Raw genomic sequence first — 18,188 nt, 5'->3', positions numbered from 1 at the left:
GACCGGCCTGCCGGCAGCGGTCGGCGGACGTGGCTCGCCTCAGCGCCCCGGCTTGCCCGACCCGGGCACGTGCGGCCACCCCGGGTACCGGTGCCCGAACCCGAGAGGCAGCAGCACCTCGCCGCCGTCCGCCGTCGGCACCGCCACCGGGAGCCTGCCCAGCGTGTTGATGTCACCCGCGATCGCACGCACCACCGCCGCATAGTTGACGACGGAGTACCCGTAGCTGTTCAGCACCGCGTCCGCGCCCGGCAGCACGTTGATGTCGTACGGGTTGCGCGCCGCCACCACGACCAGCGGCTTGCCCGTGTCGGCCAACGCCTGCACCATCGCCTGCTGCGCCGCGTTGCCGCTCGCGTTGTACGACGTGAACACCACCGCGTCGGCGCTCGCGGCGGCCGCGACCGCCCGGGCGCGGTAGGCCGGCGACGGCGACGTGCCGTTCTCCAGCTCCGTGGTGACGTCGAACCCGCGCTCGGCGAGCATCGGGGCGAGCCGCTCGGGCCACGCGGCGCCGGCACCGACCACGAGCACGGAGTCCTCGCCCGGCCGCAGCGGCAGCGGACGGTCCTCGTTGCGCAGCAGAGTCATCGACCGGTCCGCGATGGTCGCCGCCGTCGCGAGGTGCTCGGGCGAGCCCACGACGTCGGCGACCCGCACGGGATCGGCGTACGGGTCCGCGAGGATGCCGCGCTCCGCCTTCCACTCGAGGATGCGGGTGACGGACTCGTCGAGCCGCGCCTCGGTGATCGTCCCGTCGGCCACGGCCTGCTTCACCCCGGCGATCGAGGCGTCGACGTCGGGGGAGTTGAGCAGGATGTCTGAACCCGCCTGGATCGCCAGCACCGACATCTCCTCCTGCGACCAGTGGTCGGTCATGGCGTCCATGTCCAGCGCGTCGGTCGTGATGATGCCGTCGAAGCCCATCTCCTCCCGCAGCAGGCCGGTGAGGACCTTGGGGGAGAGGGTGCCGGGCAGGTCGGGGTCGATCGCGTCGACGACGATGTGCGCCGTCATGATCATGTCGACGCCCGCGTCGATCGCGGCCTGGAACGGCTGCAGGTGCCGGTCCAGGGTGGCGCGGTCGTACGTCACCTCCGGCAGGCCGTAGTGGGAGTCCGTCTCGGTGTCGCCGTGGCCCGGGAAGTGCTTGGCGGTGGCGGCGATGTGCTGCTGGATCCCCTCGATCTGTGCGACGCCGAGCTCGCTGACGGCGTCCGGGTCGGCGCCCATCGAGCGGATCCCGATCACCGGGTTGGCGGGGTTGGTGTTGACGTCGAGCACCGGGGCGAAGTCGACGTTGACGCCCATCGCCCTGAGCTCGGACCCCAGGATGTCACCCTGCGCCCGGGCGAACCGCGCGTCGCCCGTGGCGCCGAGGGCCATGTTGCCGGGCAGCTGCGTGGCGGGCGGCCCGACGCGGGCCACGAGGCCGCCCTCCTGGTCGATCGTGACGGCCAGCGGGATGCCGGGGCCGTCGTCGGCGAGTGCGGCGTCCTGCAGCCCGTTCGACAGGCCGTTGACCTGCTGCGGGTCGGCGGTGTTGCCCGACCAGGCGAAGTACAGCACGCCGCCGAGGTCGTACTTCTGCACGACCTGCGCGGGGGTGTCCACGCCGTAGCGGGCCTGGTTGCTCGCCGCCATCGAGGTGTCGTGGGCGGACGAGCCGTAGACGTGGGTCCACGTCATCTGACCGATCTTCTGGTCGAGCGTCATCGCCTCGACCATCGCGCCGACGTCGACGGCCGTCGGGTCGGCGGTCTCCGCCTGGGCGGGTGCCACGCCGGCCAGCAGCAGGCCCGCGCCCGCCACCGCCGCCGTCGCGCGCACGAGGCGCGTCTTTCCTGAATCCTTCACGAGGTCCTCCTCGGTTCGGACGGCGCGACGGTGCGGGACCGTTGGACGTCGTTGTCCAGGTGCGCCTGTGCTGGACGCTAGGACCGCGCCGGGGTCGCGTCAAGAGTTGCCGCGGGCACCTCGAACTGGTGAAGGAAGTTTCATGCGAGGCCGAGAAGACCGGCGCACCATGGGGGAGCGGTGCCCGCTCCGCGACACCGCCCTCCGGTTTTCGCATGGTGGAAGCATGGAGGTGTGGCAGCGCCGCGAAGGCGGCGTCGCACCTGGATCACGTCGTGCAGGCGGCATGACCATCCGCGATGTCAAGCGGCGACGTACGGGTTCGAGGTGCCGAGCCGGTCGACACCAGACCACGGACGTACGCGCGGCGGATCCCGTCGGCCGTCGACGCCGGACGCGCACGGTGCGCCGCACAAGCTGCCCGGTGCTCACGGGGCAAGGTCTGACGAGGCGTCTGAGCGCCTCGATCCGTGCCCTCGCAGACCTGATGCGCAACACCGATAATGCACATTATGTCATTTCGCGAGAGGGAAAGGGCCTGGAGCCCCCTCCCTCGCGACTGCTGCGAGCTGCGTCGTGGTGCTCCCCGCCGCCTGCGTACGGACCTCCGCGCTCCAACGGTCACCACCGCGCGGCTGACGACGTCACGCGGCGCGCCCTGGCGTCAGCGCCCGACGCGGCGCGACGGCTCACCGGCACGTGCGGCGCCAGGTTCCGTGTGCACGCTGTCGGCGCCGACCCTGAGACATTTCCGGATCGTTCGCCGGAATCGTTCGTCTGGATCGCCCGACGGCCGCGACGCGTGCGTCCGGTTAGCACCGCGGCAGCCCCTGTGTCGCACCGGACCTCCTGCGTCCGGGATTCGCCCCCGATCCCCCAGGCGACCCCACGCGCGGACTGACGACGGAGCGCGCCCCGTCGCGACTGCAAAACGGTTCTTGTTCGTGCGGGAACGACGGGACGACCTCTCGCCATCCGCGACGGCCCGCGGTAGGATGATTCGGACATAGACCTCAAACCATTGTGTATGACACAACACAGTGGTCTCGCGCAGCGCTGGGCCGTGCGTCGCTCGAACCCCCGACGCACTCCGGACGCGTTGCCGTCGCCCGTCCCGCGCTGTCGGACGGCGTGGCTACCGTGAGCGACATGGCCACTCCCCCCGGCGGGCTCGCGTTCTGCGTCTTCCCCACTGCGATCGGGCACTGCGCCCTCGTGTGGCGCGCGCCGGGCGTCGTCGTGGGCTCCGCCCTCCCCCAGGGCTCGGCACGAGACACGCGCGACGCTGTCACGGCCTGGTACCCGGGCGCCCGCGAGGCCGTCCCGGACGGCTCGGTCGCGGCCGCCGCGGCGGGCGTGGCCGTCCTGCTGGAGACCGGTGCCGGCGACCTGTCCGGCATCGACCTCGACCTGGCCGTCGTCCCGGAGTTCGACCGCCGCGTGTACGAGGTCGTGCGCACCATCTCGGCCGGTGACACCCTCACCTACGGCGAGGTGGCCGCGCGGCTCGGCGCCCCCGGCGCGGCGCAGGCGGTGGGGCAGGCCCTCGGGCGCAACCAGTTCCCGCCGATCGTGCCGTGCCACCGGGTGCTCGCCGCCGGGCGCCAGGTCGGCGGCTTCTCCGCGCGCGGTGGGCGGCACACCAAGCTGCGCATGCTGGAGGCCGAGGGCGTCCACCTGGAGCACCCCACGCTCTTCGACGTCTGAGCCCACCTCCATGCGGCCGGCGGGGACGACGCCGGGGTCCAGGTCGTCCCCGAACGCCTCGTCGCAGAACGAGGCCAGCTCGCGCAGCCTGGCGGTGGGCCGGTGCCCCTTGGCCACCGCAAGCACCAGGGCGTTGGCCGGCAGGTCGTCCGCGATCGGCCGGTAGACCACGGGCATCCCCTCGTACGTCAGATCGCCGTACGGCCGGCCCATGATGATCGTATAGCCGAGGCCTCGCGCGACCAGCGAGCGGATCGTCTCGACGTTGGTGCTGCGCCAACGCACCCGCGGCGTCATGCCGGCGACCCGGAGGATCTCCTCGACATGGTCGCTCGCCGGCCGCATTGCGAGGAGCACCGCCTCCTCGTCACGGAGCGCAGCGAGCGGGACTGCGTCGTACGTCGCGAGCGGGTGCGTGGCCGCGAGCGCCAGCTGCAGGCGGACGGCGGCGAGACGGTGGGTCTCCAGCGGCGTGCTCACGTGGTTCTCGTAGAGCAGGGCGGCGTCCAGCCGTCCCTCCGCGAGCTGGTGCTGCAGCTCTGCCGAGCCACCTTCGACGAGCTGGAGGTCGACGTCGGGGAACGACCGGTCGAAGTGCTCGGCGATTGGCGGGAAGAGCCACGGGGAGAGCGTGGTGAACAGGCCGAGGCGGAGCGACCCGGCGAGGCCGCCTCGAGTGGCGGCCGCGACCCGTCCGATCTCCTGCAGGCTCTCGGCGATCTCTCGCGCGTGCTCGTACACCTGCCGGCCGGCTGAGGTGACCTGGACGCCCCGCCCGCGGGCACGGATCGCGACGCCCGCGCTCCGAGAGTCCGTCCAGGGAGTTCAAGAATGAGCGCCACCACCTCTCGACAGCCCACCGGGACCGGCCCGAGCGAGTCGCTCCGGACCCCGCAGATGCGACGCATCCTCGCGTCGAGCTTCCTCGGGAGCGCGATCGAGTTCTACGACTTCATGCTGTACGCGAGCGCCTCGGCGATCGTCTTCGGCACGGTGTTCTTCGCCGGCCTGGACCCGGCGCTGGCGACGATCGCGTCGTTCGGGACGCTCGCGGCGGGATACGTCGCGCGGCCGCTCGGGGGGATCGTGTTCGGTCACTTCGGCGACCGGCTGGGGCGCAAGGGCGTCCTGGTCACGACGATGCTGATGATGGGCGTCGCGACCGCCCTCATCGGCGTGCTTCCCGGCTACGCGCAGATCGGCGCGGCCGCGCCGTTCCTGCTCGTGGCTCTGCGCCTCGTGCAGGGGTTCGCGGTAGGCGGCGAATGGGGTGGGGCGATGCTCATCGCCCTCGAGCATGCCCCCGGCGGCAAGCGAGGCTTCGCGGCCTCGTTCGCGAACCTCGGCGCGCCCGCCGGCTCGATCCTCTCGGCGGGAGTTCTCGGACTGTTCACGCTCCTGCCCGAGGACCAGTTCCTCGCGTGGGGCTGGCGCGTGCCCTTCCTGCTGAGCGTCGTCCTCGTGCTCATCGGCCTGTTCGTCCGCCTCCGGGTCGTCGAGAGCCCGTTGTTCCTCAGCTTCGACCAGGAGGCGGAGGACCGCCGGGTACCACTGGTGCAGGTCCTGACGGGGTCTCCGTGGGTGCTGGTGCTGGGCCTGCTCGTCGCGATGTCACAGCTGACGATCTCGGGCATGGCCAGCGTGTGGGGGCTGAGCTACGCCACCGCGCACGGCGCCGACCAGACCTTCGCGCTCAACGCCAAGGTGCTGTCCGCGGTCGCGCTCTTCGCCTGCACGATCCTGTCGGCGCGCCTGAGCGACCGATTCGGACGCCGCCCGGTGATCGCGGTCGGCATCGTCGCCGCCGCGTTGTTCGCCTACCCGCTCGTGATGCTCGTCGCGACGGGCGACAACGTCAGCTTCGCGATCGCCGTGGTGGGCGGGCAGGCGATCCAGGGCATCATCCTCGGACCGCTGGCGGCGTTCCTCGCCGAGCTGTTCCCGACGTCGGTGCGCTTCACGGGGTCGTCCCTGGCCTTCCAGGGCGCGTCCGCGATCGGTGCCGGCTTCACCCCGATCATCGCGGGGGCCCTCGCCTCATCCGCCGGTGGGCTCCCCCTGCTGGCGGGCGTCTGGATCGCGGTGCTCGCGGTCTGCGCGGCCGCCCTGCTGCTCGCTCCTGAAGGAAGCAAGCGCGACCTGTCGACCATCGCCACGCCGATCGACCCGGTCGCCGGAAAGTGAGGACGAGAATGACCCGCTCCCCCGACCTGCCGGAGTCCTGCGACGCCGACGTCCTCGTCGTCGGCGGTGGTCCCGTCGGACTGCTGGTGGCTGCCGACCTCGACTCCCGCGGCGTCTCCACCATCGTGGTCGAGGACCGCCCGTTCCTCGAGCCACCGAACGTGAAGTGCAACCATGTCTCGGCGCGCACGATGGAGGCGTTCCGCCGACTCGGGCTCGCCGACGCCGTCCGCTCCGTGGGCCTCCCGGCCGAGCACCCCCAGGACGTGGCCTTCCGCACCAGCGCGACCGGGGTCGAGTTCGGTCGGATCCCGATCCCGTCGGCGGCCGCCCGGCGACGGGGCGACGGGGTCGGACCCGACACGACGTGGGCGACGCCGGAGCCTCCGCACCGGGTCAACCAGCGCTACCTGGAGCCCGTCCTCGAACAGCATGTGGCGACGCTCCCCCACGTGGACCTGCGCAACGACACCCGGTGCACGACGGTCTCCCAGGACGACCGGGGCGTCACGGCCACGCTCCGGGGCACGCGTGACGGCGCGGAGGTCAGCGTCCGCGCACGCTACCTCGTCGGCGCCGACGGCGGCCGCTCGCTCGTGCGGAGGTCCATCGGTGCCCGCCTGCACGGTGACCCCGTGCTCCAGCACGTGCAGTCCACGTGCGTCCGGGTGCCCGGACTGGCGGACCGGGTCGACGCGGACCCTGCGTGGGGGGTGTACGTCTTCAACCCTCGGCGCCAGGGCCACATCTACGCGATCGACGGGCGGGACGTCTTCCTCGTGCACAGCTACCTGACCCCCGAGGAAGCCGCGCACGACTCGGTCGACCGCGACCGCGCCGTACGCGACATCCTCGGAGTGGGCGACGCCGTCGCCTACGAGGTGCTGTCGAAGGAGGACTGGGTCGCCCGCCGGCTCGTCGCCGACACCTTCCGCGACCGTCGGGTGTTCCTCGCCGGAGACGCCGCCCACCTGTGGGTGCCCTACGGCGGGTACGGCATGAACGCCGGGATCGCCGACGGGCTCAACCTGGCCTGGCTCCTCGGCGCGGTCCTGAGCGGGTGGGCCGACGAGTCGGTCCTCGACGCCTACGCGGCGGAGCGACAACCGATCACCGACCAGGTGTCGCGTCTGGCGATGGGCCACCTGCGCAAGATCGACGCCACCGACCTGCCGACGGACCTCGAGGCGGACACGCAGGCCGGGGCAACCGCACGTCGGCGGCTCGGTGAGCTCGCGTACGACCTCAACGTGCAGCAGTTCGCTGCCGCCGGGCTGAACTTCGGGTACTCGTACGGAAGCTCGCCGATCATCGTGCCCGATGGCGACGCGCCTGACTACACGATGGGGACGTACACCCCGTCCACGGTGCCCGGCTGTCGCCTCCCGCACACGTGGTTGGCCGACGGCGTCTCCCTCTACGACCGGCTCGGCCCCTGGTACACCCTCGTCGTCTCGGGCAGGGCCGCCGCGCAGGACACCGACCTGGACGCGTGGGCGGCGACCGCCCGCGCCGCCGGGCTCCCGGTCGAGGTGCTCGTGGTGCCCGACCACGTCGTACCGGACCCCTACGTCACGCGGTACCTCATCGCGCGGCAGGACCAGCACGTCGCGTGGCGGGGCGACGACCTGCCGGACGATCCCACGGCGCTCGCGGCCGCCCTCGGTTCCGCAAGGGCACGCGGAGCTACCGGGATCGCCGCCTGACCCTCCTGCCTTCTGCCGGACCGCCGCCTTGGTCGTCCGGCAGAAGTCACGGGACGGCCGTGTCGGTGCGCCCGCCTAGCCTGGTCCCGTGGTCGCCCCTCCCCGTCTGAACCGCCTCACGGTGGCTGCGGCCGCCGACCGCTACCTCGCGTCGGTGCAGGTGGAGAGCGTGCGGGGGGTCCTGTCCCCCGCGACGGCGCGCAGCTACGAGCGGGACGTGCGGGAGTTCGCCGCGCTGGTCGGCGGCGGCCGCGTGCTCGACGACGTGACCGGCGAGGACGTCGACGACGCGCTCGTGCGCTACCAGGCCAGCCCCGACGGCCGGTACAGCGACCCGGGGCGCAAGGGCGCCCCCGGCCGGTCGGTCGCCACGGTCAACCGGTTCCGTCAGTCGGTGAGCCGCTTCTTCACGCACGCGGCCCGGCAGTGCTGGGTCCAGGCGGACCCGATGCAGTGGGCGGCGCCGCCCGCCCGCTCCCGGGATCGCCTGCGGGTGGAGCGCACGGCTCTGTCGGCGTCGGCGGCGGGCGCCCTGCTGCAGGCGTCCGCGGCGCCCGACCGGCCCGCACCCTCGTCGGGCGCCGGGGGGCGTGCCGCGCGGTCGGACCAGGCGCTGGCGCTCCGCGACCGCCTGGTGGTGGCGCTCCTCCTCGTGCTCGGGCCGCGGGTGTCGGAGCTGGCCCGCGCCGACGTCGCGGACTTCACGCGCGAACCCGAGGAGACGCGGTGGCGCATCGTCGGCAAGGGCGGGTCGATCCGGACGGTCGCGCTCTCCGCGCCCCTGGCCACGGCGCTCGAGGAGTACCTGCACGAGCTGCGGCCCCGGCTCGCGGCCCGGCGGCCGGACGACCCCGACGCGCAGCGCGCCCTGCTGCTCACCTGGCGCGGCCGCCGCGTGGACACGCAGGCGGTGCGCGCCCTGCTGGCACGGGCGGTCGAGCGGATGCCCGCCCCCTACCGCCGGCCGGCGACGCCGCACGCGCTGCGGCACACCACCGCCACGCTCCTGGTCGCCGAGGGCTGGGACGTCAAGGTCGTCGCGGAGCTGCTCGGGCACCGGTCGATCGCCACCACCGGTGTGTACCTCGACCGGATCGAGGGCGAGCTCGCCGCGGCGATCCGGTCGCACCCGCTCTCCATGGGCCTCGCCGCGCCCACGACGACCGCGGCGGAGGCGCCCGAGACCGAGGCGGCGGTGGGTGACATCACCGACGTACCCGACAGTTCGGCGCGCGGCGCCGACGCCCCGTGGCTACGGTGAGCCTCGTGCCGCCTCGCTTCCCCCGTCTTCGCAAGCCTGTCCGTGTCCAGATCGACTGGCCCGCCCTGCGCCGGTACGCGGCCCGCGGCGCGGTGCTCGCCGCGGCGGTCCCGGTGGCGGCCGCCGCCACGGTGATGGGGCTCGAGCGCTTCCGCCGTCACCAGTACCCGCTCGACAAGCCGTTCCCCACGGCCCCGCCGTCGTCGACCGAGGTGGAGGACACCACCGCGACGCTCTACACGTACGGCGCGGACCTGTACGAGGCGATGCTCGAGGCGATCCGCGGCGCGCAGCGGGAGATCTTCCTCGAGACGTACATCTGGAAGGACGACGAGGTCGGCCGCCAGTTCAAGGAGGCCCTCGTGGAGGCCGCGGCCCGCGGCGTGGCGGTCTACGTCGTCTACGACGGCTTCGCGAACCTCGTGATCTCCCGGAGGTTCTACGACCTGCCCGGCGTGCACGTGCTCCGCTTCCCCGCGATGCGGCCGGGGCTGCTGATGCTCGACGTGCGACGCTCGGGCCGCGACCACCGCAAGATCCTCGTCGTCGACGACGAGACGGCGTTCGTCGGCGGGTACAACATCGGTTCGCTCTACGCGACACAGTGGCGGGACACGCACCTGCGGCTCACGGGCCCGTCGGCGTGGGAGCTGCGGAACGCGTTCGTCGACTTCTGGAACCGGTGGCGCGGCCCGCGGCTGCCGGTCCTGCAGGACGTCGGCTCGTCGCTGTGGCTGCCCGAGCTGCGCGCGGCGCGCAACGCGCCCTCGGAGCTGGTCTTCCCCATCCGGGGCATCTACCTCGACGCGATCGACCGCGCCTGCTCGCACGTGTACATCACGCAGGCGTACTTCATCCCCGACGAGGACATCCAGGCGGGGCTCCTCGCGGCCGCGGCGCGCGGCGTCGACGTGCGCGTCCTGGTGCCGGAGCGGTCCAACCACGTCGTGGCCGACTGGCTCGCGCGGGGCCACTACGCGACGCTGCTGCGCGGCGGCGTGCGGATCCTCCTGTACCAGGGGGCGATGATCCACGCGAAGACCGCGACCATCGACGGGCGCTGGACCACCGTCGGCACCGCGAACATCGACAGGCTGAGCCTCACGGGCAACTACGAGATCAACCTCGAGGTCGTGGACGCCGGGCTCGCGGGTCAGCTCGAGGACGCGTTCCGCATGGACCAGTCGAACTCGCGTGAGCTGACGCTGGCTGAGTGGCAGCGCCGGCACCCGTTGTCGAAGGTCGCCGAGCGGCTGATGTCGCCGCTGCGACCCTTCCTCTGAGAGTCAGCCGGCGGAGCGGGCGCGACGCCGGGCGGCGAGCTCGTCGCCCTCGTGCGTGGCGGGCTCCTCGTCCTCGAGGGACTCGGTCGGCATCTCCGACAGGGTGCCCTCGATGTCGCGCCACACCCGGCCGACGGCGATGCCGAACACGCCCTGGCCGCCCTGGACGAGGTCCACGACCTCGTCCGGCGACGTGCACTCGTAGACGGACGCGCCGTCGCTCATGAGCGTGATCTGCGCCAGGTCCTCGACGCCGCGCTCGCGCAGGTGGGTGACGGCGCTGCGGATCTGGTGCAGCGAGACCCCGGTGTCGAGGAGCCGCTTGACCACCTTGAGCACGAGGATGTCGCGGAAGCTGTACAGGCGGTGCGTGCCGGAGCCCGTCGCCGGGCGGATGGACGGCTCCACGAGGCCGGTGCGGGCCCAGTAGTCGAGCTGGCGGTAGGTGATCCCCGCGACCCGGCACGCCGTGGTGCCGCGGTACCCGGTGGCGGCGTCCTGCTCCGTGAGGTCCTCGCCGAAGAGGAGCCCCTGGGCGCCGTGCGGCACCGAAGCACCCGTGGGGACGCTTGCCTCACCGCTGCTGTTCACTGTGCCTCCTGGTGTTCGACTCCACGCTAGGACGCCCCTGGGGGGTCGTCAACGACGTCGGCACCGAGCGGGACCGCGTGTCGCGCGGCCCGCCCCGCGCCGGGGGCCTCACGCCCGCCCCTCAACTTTCGATCACGACTTGAGGGTTCGGCTCCTACGGTAGCCGAGTCTGACCGTCAACCGGAGGTCGAGGGTCCGCCCGGGCGTGGCGGCGTCACGGAGGGGCGTCGTCCGGCCGCTCGCCGCCGTTCGGGGGCGTGCCCGGTTCGTGCGGACCCCCGGGGGCGGTGAAGTCGGCGGCGGTCACGTGGTCGAGGAAGTCGCGGAACTTCTCCACCTCGCGCTGCTGCTCGACGTCCACCACCTCGACGCCGGCGACGGCGACCACCTCGGCCGAGCAGAGCACCGGGCTCCCGGTCCGCACGGCCAGCGCGATCGCGTCCGAGGCGCGCGAGTCCAGCCGGGTGCCGTTGGACAGGACGAGCTCCGCGAAGAACACCCCGCCGTCGAGCGCCACGATCTCGACCTGCTCGAGCTCCACGCCCACCGCGCCGAGGAGGTCGCGCAGGAGGTCGTGCGTCATCGGGCGCGGGGTCACGAGCCCGGCCTGCGCCATCGCGATGGCCGACGCCTCGCGCGCCCCGATGACGATGGGGACGGCGAGGTTCGCGGCGGCGTCCAGGAGCAGCACGACGATCTCCTGGTCGTGCTGCTGCTGCCGCACGCCGAGGACCTCCACCGGGACCATCGGTGCGTCGCTCGCGTCGTCGGGTTCCACCGATCCACGGTACGTCCGCAAGGTGCCGCACGTCGCCCGGGGAGGCCGCCCGATCGAGACGCGTCGAGCCGGGGCCGTGCGCGGCCCGTCAGACGAGGTCGCTCGACCCCTGCCGCACCCACGTCGAGTGCAGGCGGGCGAGCAGCTCACCCACCTCGGCCGCGAGCTCCGCACCCTGGGCGCGGGCGGACGGGGTCTGCTGGCTGCGGTACGGCGCGACGAGCTGGTCCACCAGGCCCACGTGCCGGTCCGCCGACGCCCGCAACGACCGCAGGTGCCGCGGCTCGATGCCGTGCTCCGCGAGCCGGGCGGCGATCCGCACCACGTCGGGGGCGCCGTCATCCAGCCGGCTGCCGGCCCGGACCTGCAGCACGCCCGCGGACGCCAGCTCCTGCACGAAGCGGGCCGTCGTGCCGGTCGCCTCCGCGACGGTCTCCACCGTCCACCGGCGGCGGGACACCTCGGGCGCGGCGCCGGCGTCGGCGAGCCGTGGGGCCGGGCCGGGCGCGGGCTCCCCCGCGTCCATCTCGGCGAGACGCTCCTTGATGACCTTCAGCGGAAGGTAGGAGTCCCGCTGCTCCGTGAGCACGAACCGCAGGCGCTCGACGTCGGCAGGGCTGTACTGGCGGTAGCCCGACGGCGTGCGCACCGGGTCGATGAGGCCCTGGTCCTCGAGGAACCGCAGCTTGGAGTGGGAGACCGACGGGAACTCCGGGCCCAGCTGGGCGAGCACGTCGGAGATCCGCATCGTCGCCTGGCGCGAGATCCCCCGCGGCCAGGGTTCGGGCGCGCCGGCGGGCCCGTCGCCCTGCGCGGCCTGCGCCGCCGTCACGACGCGGGCGCCTGCGGATCCCGCGGCGCCTGCGGGCTGGCGTGGAACGACATGCGGAACTTGCCGATCTGCACCTCGTCGCCCGTCGTCAGCGGCGCCGCGTCGATGCGCTCCCGGTTGACGTACGTGCCGTTGAGGGAGCCGATGTCCCGCACGACGAACCGGTCGCCCTCCCGGGCGAACTCCGCGTGCTTGCGGGACACCGTCACGTCGTCGAGGAAGATGTCCGCCTGCTCGCTGCGGCCCGCCACGGCACGGTCGGAGTCCAGGAGGAAACGCTCCCCCACGGCGCCGGAGCCGTACTGCACCACCAGGAGCGCCGAGTGCCGCGGCAGCGCCGCGACGGCCGCGGCCTCCTCCGCGGTCAGCGGGATCCGGAACGCCTGCTCCTCCGCGGGCGCGCCCACACGCCCCAGGTGCGCGGTGGTGTCCGCGGCCGCCTGGTGCGGCGGAAGAGAGCGGGGGTCCGTCATCAGTCCTCCTGTGAGGTCGGGCCGGTGGGTCGGGCGACGCTGCCGACCGGGCTCCGGAGACCGGTGCCCCGGATGGCCGACTGTGCGTCCGACGTGCGCCGTCGTCCGACAAACCTACCCCGACCGGGGCACGGGCGGGAAGCCCGCCCACCACCGGCGGGCACGTCCGACCACTCGTGCGACCACTCGTCCGACCCTGCGTCCGACCCTGCGGCCGACCAGTCCGGACGCACCGTGCCGGGCGCGTCAGCCTTGCTCGCGCTCCGGCTGGGCGTACTCGGGTTCCTGCGGCGGAGTGACCGCCGTGATCTTCACCTCGTCCTCGCGGGCCGTCGACGCCTCGGCCCCCGCGGTGCGCACCGTCGCGAGCGCGCCGCCGGGGATCTCCAGCGCGCGGTCCATCGTCTCCGGGTCACCGATGACGGTCCACTCGTACGGGGAGGAGAGGGAGGTCCCGTCGACCACGATCGCGTCCCCCTCGTCCTCGAACCAGGTGGACGTGACGAGGCGCACCCCGTTGAGCTCGACCACCTCCGCGCCCGCGTTGCGCAGCTCCTCCAGCACGTTGAACATCTGCGACGCCTTCAGCGCCCCGCCCGGGTCCTGGATCGTGATCCGCACCCCCGGGCCCTGCGCCGGCAACCGCCCCGACAGGATGCCCTCGGACTCCGCGCGCTGCTCGGCCAGCTCGAGCGCCGACCGCGCCTGCCCGGAGCCGGACTCCAGCTCGTCGCGCGTGGCCTCCAGCCCCGAGACCTCGTCCCCGAGCTGCTGCGCCCGGTCCGTGACCTCGTCGAGCAGACGCACCAGGTCCTCCTGCCGGGCCGACGACAGCTGATCGGAGGCCGACTGCTGCACCTGCACGACCAGCGCGAACCCCAGCGCCGCGCACAGCACTCCCGCCAGCACCTGCGACCGGCTCGCCCGGGGCCGCAGCGCCGCCCCCAGCCGACGCCACCCGCTCGGCCCGGCGGACGCACCGACGGTGGCGGCGGGCGCGGAGTCGCCCGGCGCAGGGGCGTCCACGTCCGGCTGGTCGTCCGGCTGGTCGTCCCGCTCGTCAGACCGGTCGTCGTCGGGCGCACCCTTCGCAGGCTCGGTCTCGCTCGCGGGTTCCGCGCCGGGCGCCGGCTCGACGGCGAGCGGCTCCTCCGGCGGCTCGATCCTGTCGTCGGCGTCGTCCTGCGGGGAGCCACCGTCGGTGGGGCCGTCGTCGGAAGCGGCCCCAGACGGCTCGGGCTCCTCGTCGGCGGCCTCGTCGGCGGATTCGTCGGTGCCCTGCGGGTCCGCCGCGCCAGGGGCGTCCGACGGTCCGGCGCTCACGGGGGCCTCCGCGCCGTCGTCCTGGACGTCCGACGACGACGCCGTGACTGTCGTGTCCTCGTCGCCCTCCACCGCCGCGCCCGCAGCGTCGTCGGGGGCCTCGGGGGCCTCGGGGGCCTCGGGGGCCTCGGGCCGCTCGCCCTTCGGGTCGCTCATCCGCCGCTCACGCCTTGAACAGGTGGCGGCGGATCGCCGCCGCGTTCGAGAAGATCCGGATGCCCAGCACCACCACGACCGCGGTCGACAGCTGCGCGCCCACGCCCAGCTGGTCGCCGAGGAACACGATGAACGCCGCGACGACCACGTTCGACAGGAACGACACCAGGAACACCTTGTCGTCGAACAACCCGTCGAGCTTGGCGCGCAGGCCACCGAAGAGGGCGTCCAGCGCGGCCACCACCGCGATCGGCAGATAGGGCTGCAACGCAACCGGCACGGTCGGCTGCAGCACCAGACCGGCGATGACGCCGATCACGAGCCCGATCGCGGCGATCATGAGCGTTCCTCCTCGGTGTCGGACGACGACGTCCCCTGCGGTGTCTCCTGCGGCTCGTCACCCGGCTGCGAGGACGACTCCCCCGCACCCGACGGCGACGCGTACCGCAGGGTCTGGTTCCCCACGCCCGGCAGCGACAGGTCGCTCTGCGGGGTCACGCTCGACTGGATCCCGTAGCGCGACCCCAGCAGCTGCAGGTACGCCGGGGCGCCGGAGCGAGCGTACGCGGTCTGCAGGTCGTCGGGGTCGCCGATCGCGCGGATCGTGTAGGTGGGCCCCGGCAGCGGCACGAGGTCCACCAGGATCGCGTCGCCGGCGTTCCGGATCGCCGACAGCGACGTCAGCCGCTGGTCGTCCACCGAGACCGCCTCCGCGCCCGCCGCCCACAGGGCGTTCACCACCGTCTGCACGTCCGCGTCCCGCACCCGGGCGCTCGCGTCGGGGTCGGACTCCGACTGCGCCGCGTCGCCGTCCGACAGGGAGACCACCAGGCCCGGGCCGCTCACCGCGGCCGACCCGCTGACCACCCCGTCGCGCTGCAGCGTCTGCAACAGACCCGGGTCCTCGCTGGCGAGCGCGGTGTGCTGCAGCGCCTCGATCTCCTCGCTCAGCGCCACCGACCGGGCCTGCAGCCCCTCCACCTCGGCGCGCCGGTCCACGATCTGGTTCTCCAGCACCTCCCGCGCCGCCGCCACCTCGGCCTGCGGCGCTCGCAGCTGCCGCGCCGCGGACACGGTCAGCAGGCCCAGCAACGCGGCGAGCAGCAGCAGGAGCACGACCGACAGCCCGCCGCGCCGCGTCGGACGGCCCGCCCGCGCCGCCTCCGCGCGCCGCTCGGCCTCCTCCGCGTACCCCGGGTCCAGAGGCTTCTCCATCACCTCGACCAGCAGGGTCATCGACTCGTCCGGGCGGCGGCGGCCCGGCGCACGCACCGGGGCCGTCACGCCTCGCCCTCCGTGCCCTCGACGGCAGGCCCGGCGCTCGCGGCCACCAGGGCCCGCGCCTGACGGAGGTACTGCACGCCCGCCACCCAGTACAGGCCCACGCCCCACCAGGTGAACGCCCAGCCCACGACGTGCGCCACCGCGCCCACCGCGCCGGGCATCGTCGCCAGGAGGAGCAGCGGGAACGCGTACAGGAGCGCGAACGTGCCCGCCTTGCCCACGAAGCTCACCGGCAGCGGGCCGTACCCGTGCCGCGCGAGGACCGGGAGCAGGCACAGGAGCAGCACGTCGCGGGCCACGATCACGACGAGCAACCACAGCGGGACCACGTCCCGCCACGCCAGGCCCGCCAGCGTGACGAAGATGAAGAGACGGTCCGCCGCCGGGTCCAGCATCTGGCCCAGCCGGGTCACCTGGTGCAGGCGGCGCGCGAGCACCCCGTCGAGCCAGTCCGTGAAGCCGGAGAAGGCCAGCACGCCCAGGGCCCACACGTCCTCGCCCACCACGATCAGCACCGCGAACACCGGCACCAGCGCCAGGCGCAGCAAGCTCACCAGGTTCGGGATCGTGAAGACCCGGCTGCTGATCTCCTGGCCCTCCTGCACGGGCCACATCCTACGCACGCGCCCTGCGCCCAGTGGCCGAACTCACCGGCACCCGCCCGACCCCACACCGGCGCGCCCGGTAGACTGGGGCCACCTTCGGAGTTCGTCGTGCCTCCCGCGTGTTCGTTGCGCCCCGTCCGAGAGCGGGGCTGGTGTGTGTCCGGGACCGAGCGACCGCGTCGCCGACTCAGGCGATGCAGGACTCCTCCCCCACCACCCACAGAACGGTGACCGCCTTGAGCACCCCTGACTCCACCCTGCCCACCGGACAGCCCGCCGGGCAGGACCCCACCTTCGCCGACCTCGGCCTGCCCGCGCCGCTGCAGGCCGCCGTCGACGACCTCGGGTTCACCACGCCGTCGCCCATCCAGGCGCGCGCCATCCCCGAGCTCCTCGCCGGCCGCGACATCACCGGCGTCGCCCAGACCGGCACCGGCAAGACCGCCGCCTTCGGCATCCCGCTGCTCGCCGCCCTCGACCCGGCCGCCGACGTCGCGGGCGGCCACGTGCAGGCCCTCGTCCTCGCCCCGACCCGCGAGCTCGCGCTCCAGGTCGCCGAGGCCGTCGAGTCCTTCGCCACCCACCTGCCCGGGGTGCGCGTCACCTCCGTGTACGGCGGCTCGCCCTACCAGCCCCAGCAGCGCGCCCTGCGCGACGGCGTGCACGTCGTCGTCGGCACCCCCGGCCGCGTCATGGACCACCTCGAGCGGGGCACCCTCTCCCTCGACGGCGTCAAGTTCCTCGTCCTCGACGAGGCCGACGAGATGCTCCGCATGGGCTTCGCCGAGGACGTCGAGACGATCTTCGGCCAGGCTCCCGCCCAGCGACAGGTCGCCCTGTTCTCCGCGACCATGCCGCCCGCCATCCGCGCCGTCGCCGAGACCCACCTCACCGACCCCGTCGCGATCGCCGTCTCCCGCCAGTCGTCCACCGTGTCGACCGTCGAGCAGACCTATGCCGTCGTGCCCTTCCGGCACAAGATCGGCTCCCTCGTCCGGGTGCTCGCCACCTCCGACGCCGACGCCACCATCGTCTTCACCCGCACCCGCAAGGACGCCGAGGAGGTCGGCGCCGCCCTGGTCGAGCGCGGCACCTCTGCCGCCACCATCTCCGGCGACGTCGCCCAGAAGGAGCGCGAGAAGATCGTCGAGCGCCTCAAGTCCGGCGCCCTCGACGTGCTCGTCGCCACCGACGTGGCCGCCCGCGGCCTCGACGTCGACCGCATCGGCCTCGTGGTCAACTTCGACATCCCCCGCGAGCCCGAGGCCTACGTCCACCGCATCGGCCGCACCGGTCGAGCCGGGCGCACCGGGCGCGCCCTGTCGTTCGTCACACCCCACGAGCGCGGCAAGCTCAAGCACATCGAGCGGACCATCCGGACCACGCTCGCCGAGGTCGAGATCCCCTCCCCGCGCGACGTCTCCGAGCACCGGGCCCGTCGCCTGCTCGACGCCGTCGGCACGCGCATCGAGGCCGGGCGCCTCGACCTGTACACCCGGATGCTCCAGGAGCGGGCCGCCACCACGGCCCCCTCCGCCGTCGACACCGACGGCACGCCGGCCCTCGTCGGGGGGAACGACGACGCCTTCCAGGTCGCGGCCGCCCTGCTGGCGCTCGCGGTCGGCGACGACGGCCCGCAGCAGCGCGCCGCCCAGGAGGAGCACGAGCGCGAGCGGGCCGAGGCCAAGGGCGGGCGCACCCGCGAGACGCACCGCGCCGAGCGGACGGAGCGCGACGGCGACCGGACCGGCCGCCACCCGCGCTCCGACCGCGACCGGGACGACCGGGGCCGCGGCATCCGCCGCCCCGCCGCCGGCACCCGCTACCGGATCTCCGTCGGCCACACGCACGGCGCTCAGCCGCGCGGCATCGTCGGGGCGCTCACGCACGAGGGCGGCCTGTCGGGCAGCGACATCGGCAAGATCGACATCTTCGGCAACTTCTCGCTGGTCGACATCACGCGGCCGCTCGACGACGCCGACATGAACCGCATCGGCCGCGCCCACGTGGCGGGCAAGGCCCTCCGGATCGCGGTCGACAAGGGTGCCCCCGAGCGACGCGCCCCGCGCACCGAGCGGCCCCGCACCGACCGTCGTCCGGCCCGCACGGCCTGACGACGCGGGCGCCCAGCCCGAGACAGCGCGACGC

At 73.7% G+C, this 18,188-nt stretch carries 15 protein-coding genes and 1 pseudogene; 6 read left to right on the top strand and 10 right to left on the bottom strand.

From position 1 onward, the window contains the following. Positions 1–39: 39 nt before the first annotated feature. Positions 40–1,857 carry a glycoside hydrolase family 3 protein gene (locus ACFUVW_RS11085; RefSeq protein WP_430571379.1) on the bottom strand — a complete coding sequence of 606 codons (1,818 nt, stop codon included), beginning with the start codon at positions 1,855–1,857 and terminating at the stop codon, positions 40–42. A 1,149-nt stretch (positions 1,858–3,006) separates the two neighbouring features. Here ACFUVW_RS11085 and ACFUVW_RS11080 point away from each other — a divergent pair. Then, entirely contained in the window at positions 3,007–3,564 is a 558-nt protein-coding gene (locus tag ACFUVW_RS11080) for a methylated-DNA--[protein]-cysteine S-methyltransferase (protein ID WP_430571378.1), read from the top strand. 111 nt (positions 3,565–3,675) lie between these two features. Here the strand turns inward: ACFUVW_RS11080 and ACFUVW_RS11075 are convergent. Continuing rightward, positions 3,676–4,305: pseudogene (locus ACFUVW_RS11075) on the bottom strand (LysR substrate-binding domain-containing protein); the annotation flags it as partial. A 90-nt stretch (positions 4,306–4,395) separates the two neighbouring features. Here ACFUVW_RS11075 and ACFUVW_RS11070 point away from each other — a divergent pair. From ACFUVW_RS11070 to ACFUVW_RS11055, 4 genes are all read left to right on the top strand, one after another. After that, positions 4,396–5,748: an MFS transporter gene (locus tag ACFUVW_RS11070; RefSeq protein ID WP_430571377.1), complete on the top strand. Its 1,353-nt coding sequence runs from the start codon at positions 4,396–4,398 to the stop codon at positions 5,746–5,748. 8 nt (positions 5,749–5,756) lie between these two features. Next, complete coding sequence (locus ACFUVW_RS11065) at positions 5,757–7,454, top strand: FAD-dependent monooxygenase (protein ID WP_430571376.1); 1,698 nt, start codon at positions 5,757–5,759, stop codon at positions 7,452–7,454. Positions 7,455–7,542: 88 nt separating this feature from the next. Continuing rightward, the gene (locus ACFUVW_RS11060) at positions 7,543–8,715 is read left to right on the top strand and encodes a tyrosine-type recombinase/integrase (RefSeq protein WP_430571375.1); all 1,173 of its coding nucleotides are present in this window, start codon (positions 7,543–7,545) and stop codon (positions 8,713–8,715) included. A 5-nt stretch (positions 8,716–8,720) separates the two neighbouring features. Further along, on the top strand, positions 8,721–9,998 hold the full coding sequence (locus tag ACFUVW_RS11055; RefSeq protein WP_430571374.1) for a phosphatidylserine/phosphatidylglycerophosphate/cardiolipin synthase family protein: 1,278 nt from the start codon (positions 8,721–8,723) through the stop codon (positions 9,996–9,998). Between the two features lie 3 nt (positions 9,999–10,001). Here ACFUVW_RS11055 and ACFUVW_RS11050 read toward each other — a convergent pair whose 3' ends face one another. The 8 genes from ACFUVW_RS11050 to ACFUVW_RS11015 form a co-directional block, all read right to left on the bottom strand. Then, on the bottom strand, positions 10,002–10,589 hold the full coding sequence (locus ACFUVW_RS11050; protein ID WP_430571373.1) for a MerR family transcriptional regulator: 588 nt from the start codon (positions 10,587–10,589) through the stop codon (positions 10,002–10,004). Positions 10,590–10,803: 214 nt separating this feature from the next. Continuing rightward, positions 10,804–11,337, bottom strand: a complete 534-nt coding sequence (locus ACFUVW_RS11045) for a bifunctional nuclease family protein (protein WP_430571380.1) — start codon at positions 11,335–11,337, stop codon at positions 10,804–10,806. Between the two features lie 118 nt (positions 11,338–11,455). Further along, positions 11,456–12,199 (bottom strand): MerR family transcriptional regulator, encoded by a 744-nt coding sequence (locus ACFUVW_RS11040; RefSeq protein WP_430571372.1) that lies wholly within the window; start codon positions 12,197–12,199, stop codon positions 11,456–11,458. Beyond that, complete coding sequence (locus ACFUVW_RS11035) at positions 12,196–12,672, bottom strand: FHA domain-containing protein (protein ID WP_430556788.1); 477 nt, start codon at positions 12,670–12,672, stop codon at positions 12,196–12,198. The genes ACFUVW_RS11040 and ACFUVW_RS11035 overlap by 4 nt, the downstream gene beginning before the upstream one ends. A gap of 246 nt (positions 12,673–12,918) precedes the next feature. Continuing rightward, positions 12,919–14,151 carry a DUF881 domain-containing protein gene (locus ACFUVW_RS11030; protein ID WP_430571371.1) on the bottom strand — a complete coding sequence of 411 codons (1,233 nt, stop codon included), beginning with the start codon at positions 14,149–14,151 and terminating at the stop codon, positions 12,919–12,921. A gap of 7 nt (positions 14,152–14,158) precedes the next feature. Then, a complete protein-coding gene (locus tag ACFUVW_RS11025) occupies positions 14,159–14,491 on the bottom strand; it encodes a small basic family protein (protein WP_079575212.1) in 333 nt (110 codons plus the stop codon). Beyond that, on the bottom strand, positions 14,488–15,435 hold the full coding sequence (locus ACFUVW_RS11020) for a DUF881 domain-containing protein (RefSeq protein WP_430571370.1): 948 nt from the start codon (positions 15,433–15,435) through the stop codon (positions 14,488–14,490). The genes ACFUVW_RS11025 and ACFUVW_RS11020 overlap by 4 nt, the downstream gene beginning before the upstream one ends. Then, a complete protein-coding gene (locus ACFUVW_RS11015) occupies positions 15,432–16,040 on the bottom strand; it encodes a CDP-alcohol phosphatidyltransferase family protein (protein WP_430571369.1) in 609 nt (202 codons plus the stop codon). Before ACFUVW_RS11015 ends, ACFUVW_RS11020 begins: the two co-directional genes overlap by 4 nt. Before the next feature lie 194 nt (positions 16,041–16,234). On the opposite strand from ACFUVW_RS11015, the gene ACFUVW_RS11010 reads away from it, so the two are divergent. After that, a complete protein-coding gene (locus ACFUVW_RS11010; RefSeq protein WP_430571368.1) occupies positions 16,235–18,154 on the top strand; it encodes a DEAD/DEAH box helicase in 1,920 nt (639 codons plus the stop codon). The last annotated feature ends 34 nt before the right edge of the window (positions 18,155–18,188 follow it).

Source organism: Isoptericola sp. NPDC057391 (assembly GCF_042668085.1).
In the GTDB taxonomy this organism is placed as follows: domain Bacteria; phylum Actinomycetota; class Actinomycetes; order Actinomycetales; family Cellulomonadaceae; genus Isoptericola.
This window is presented reverse-complemented; position numbering and strand designations above follow the sequence as displayed.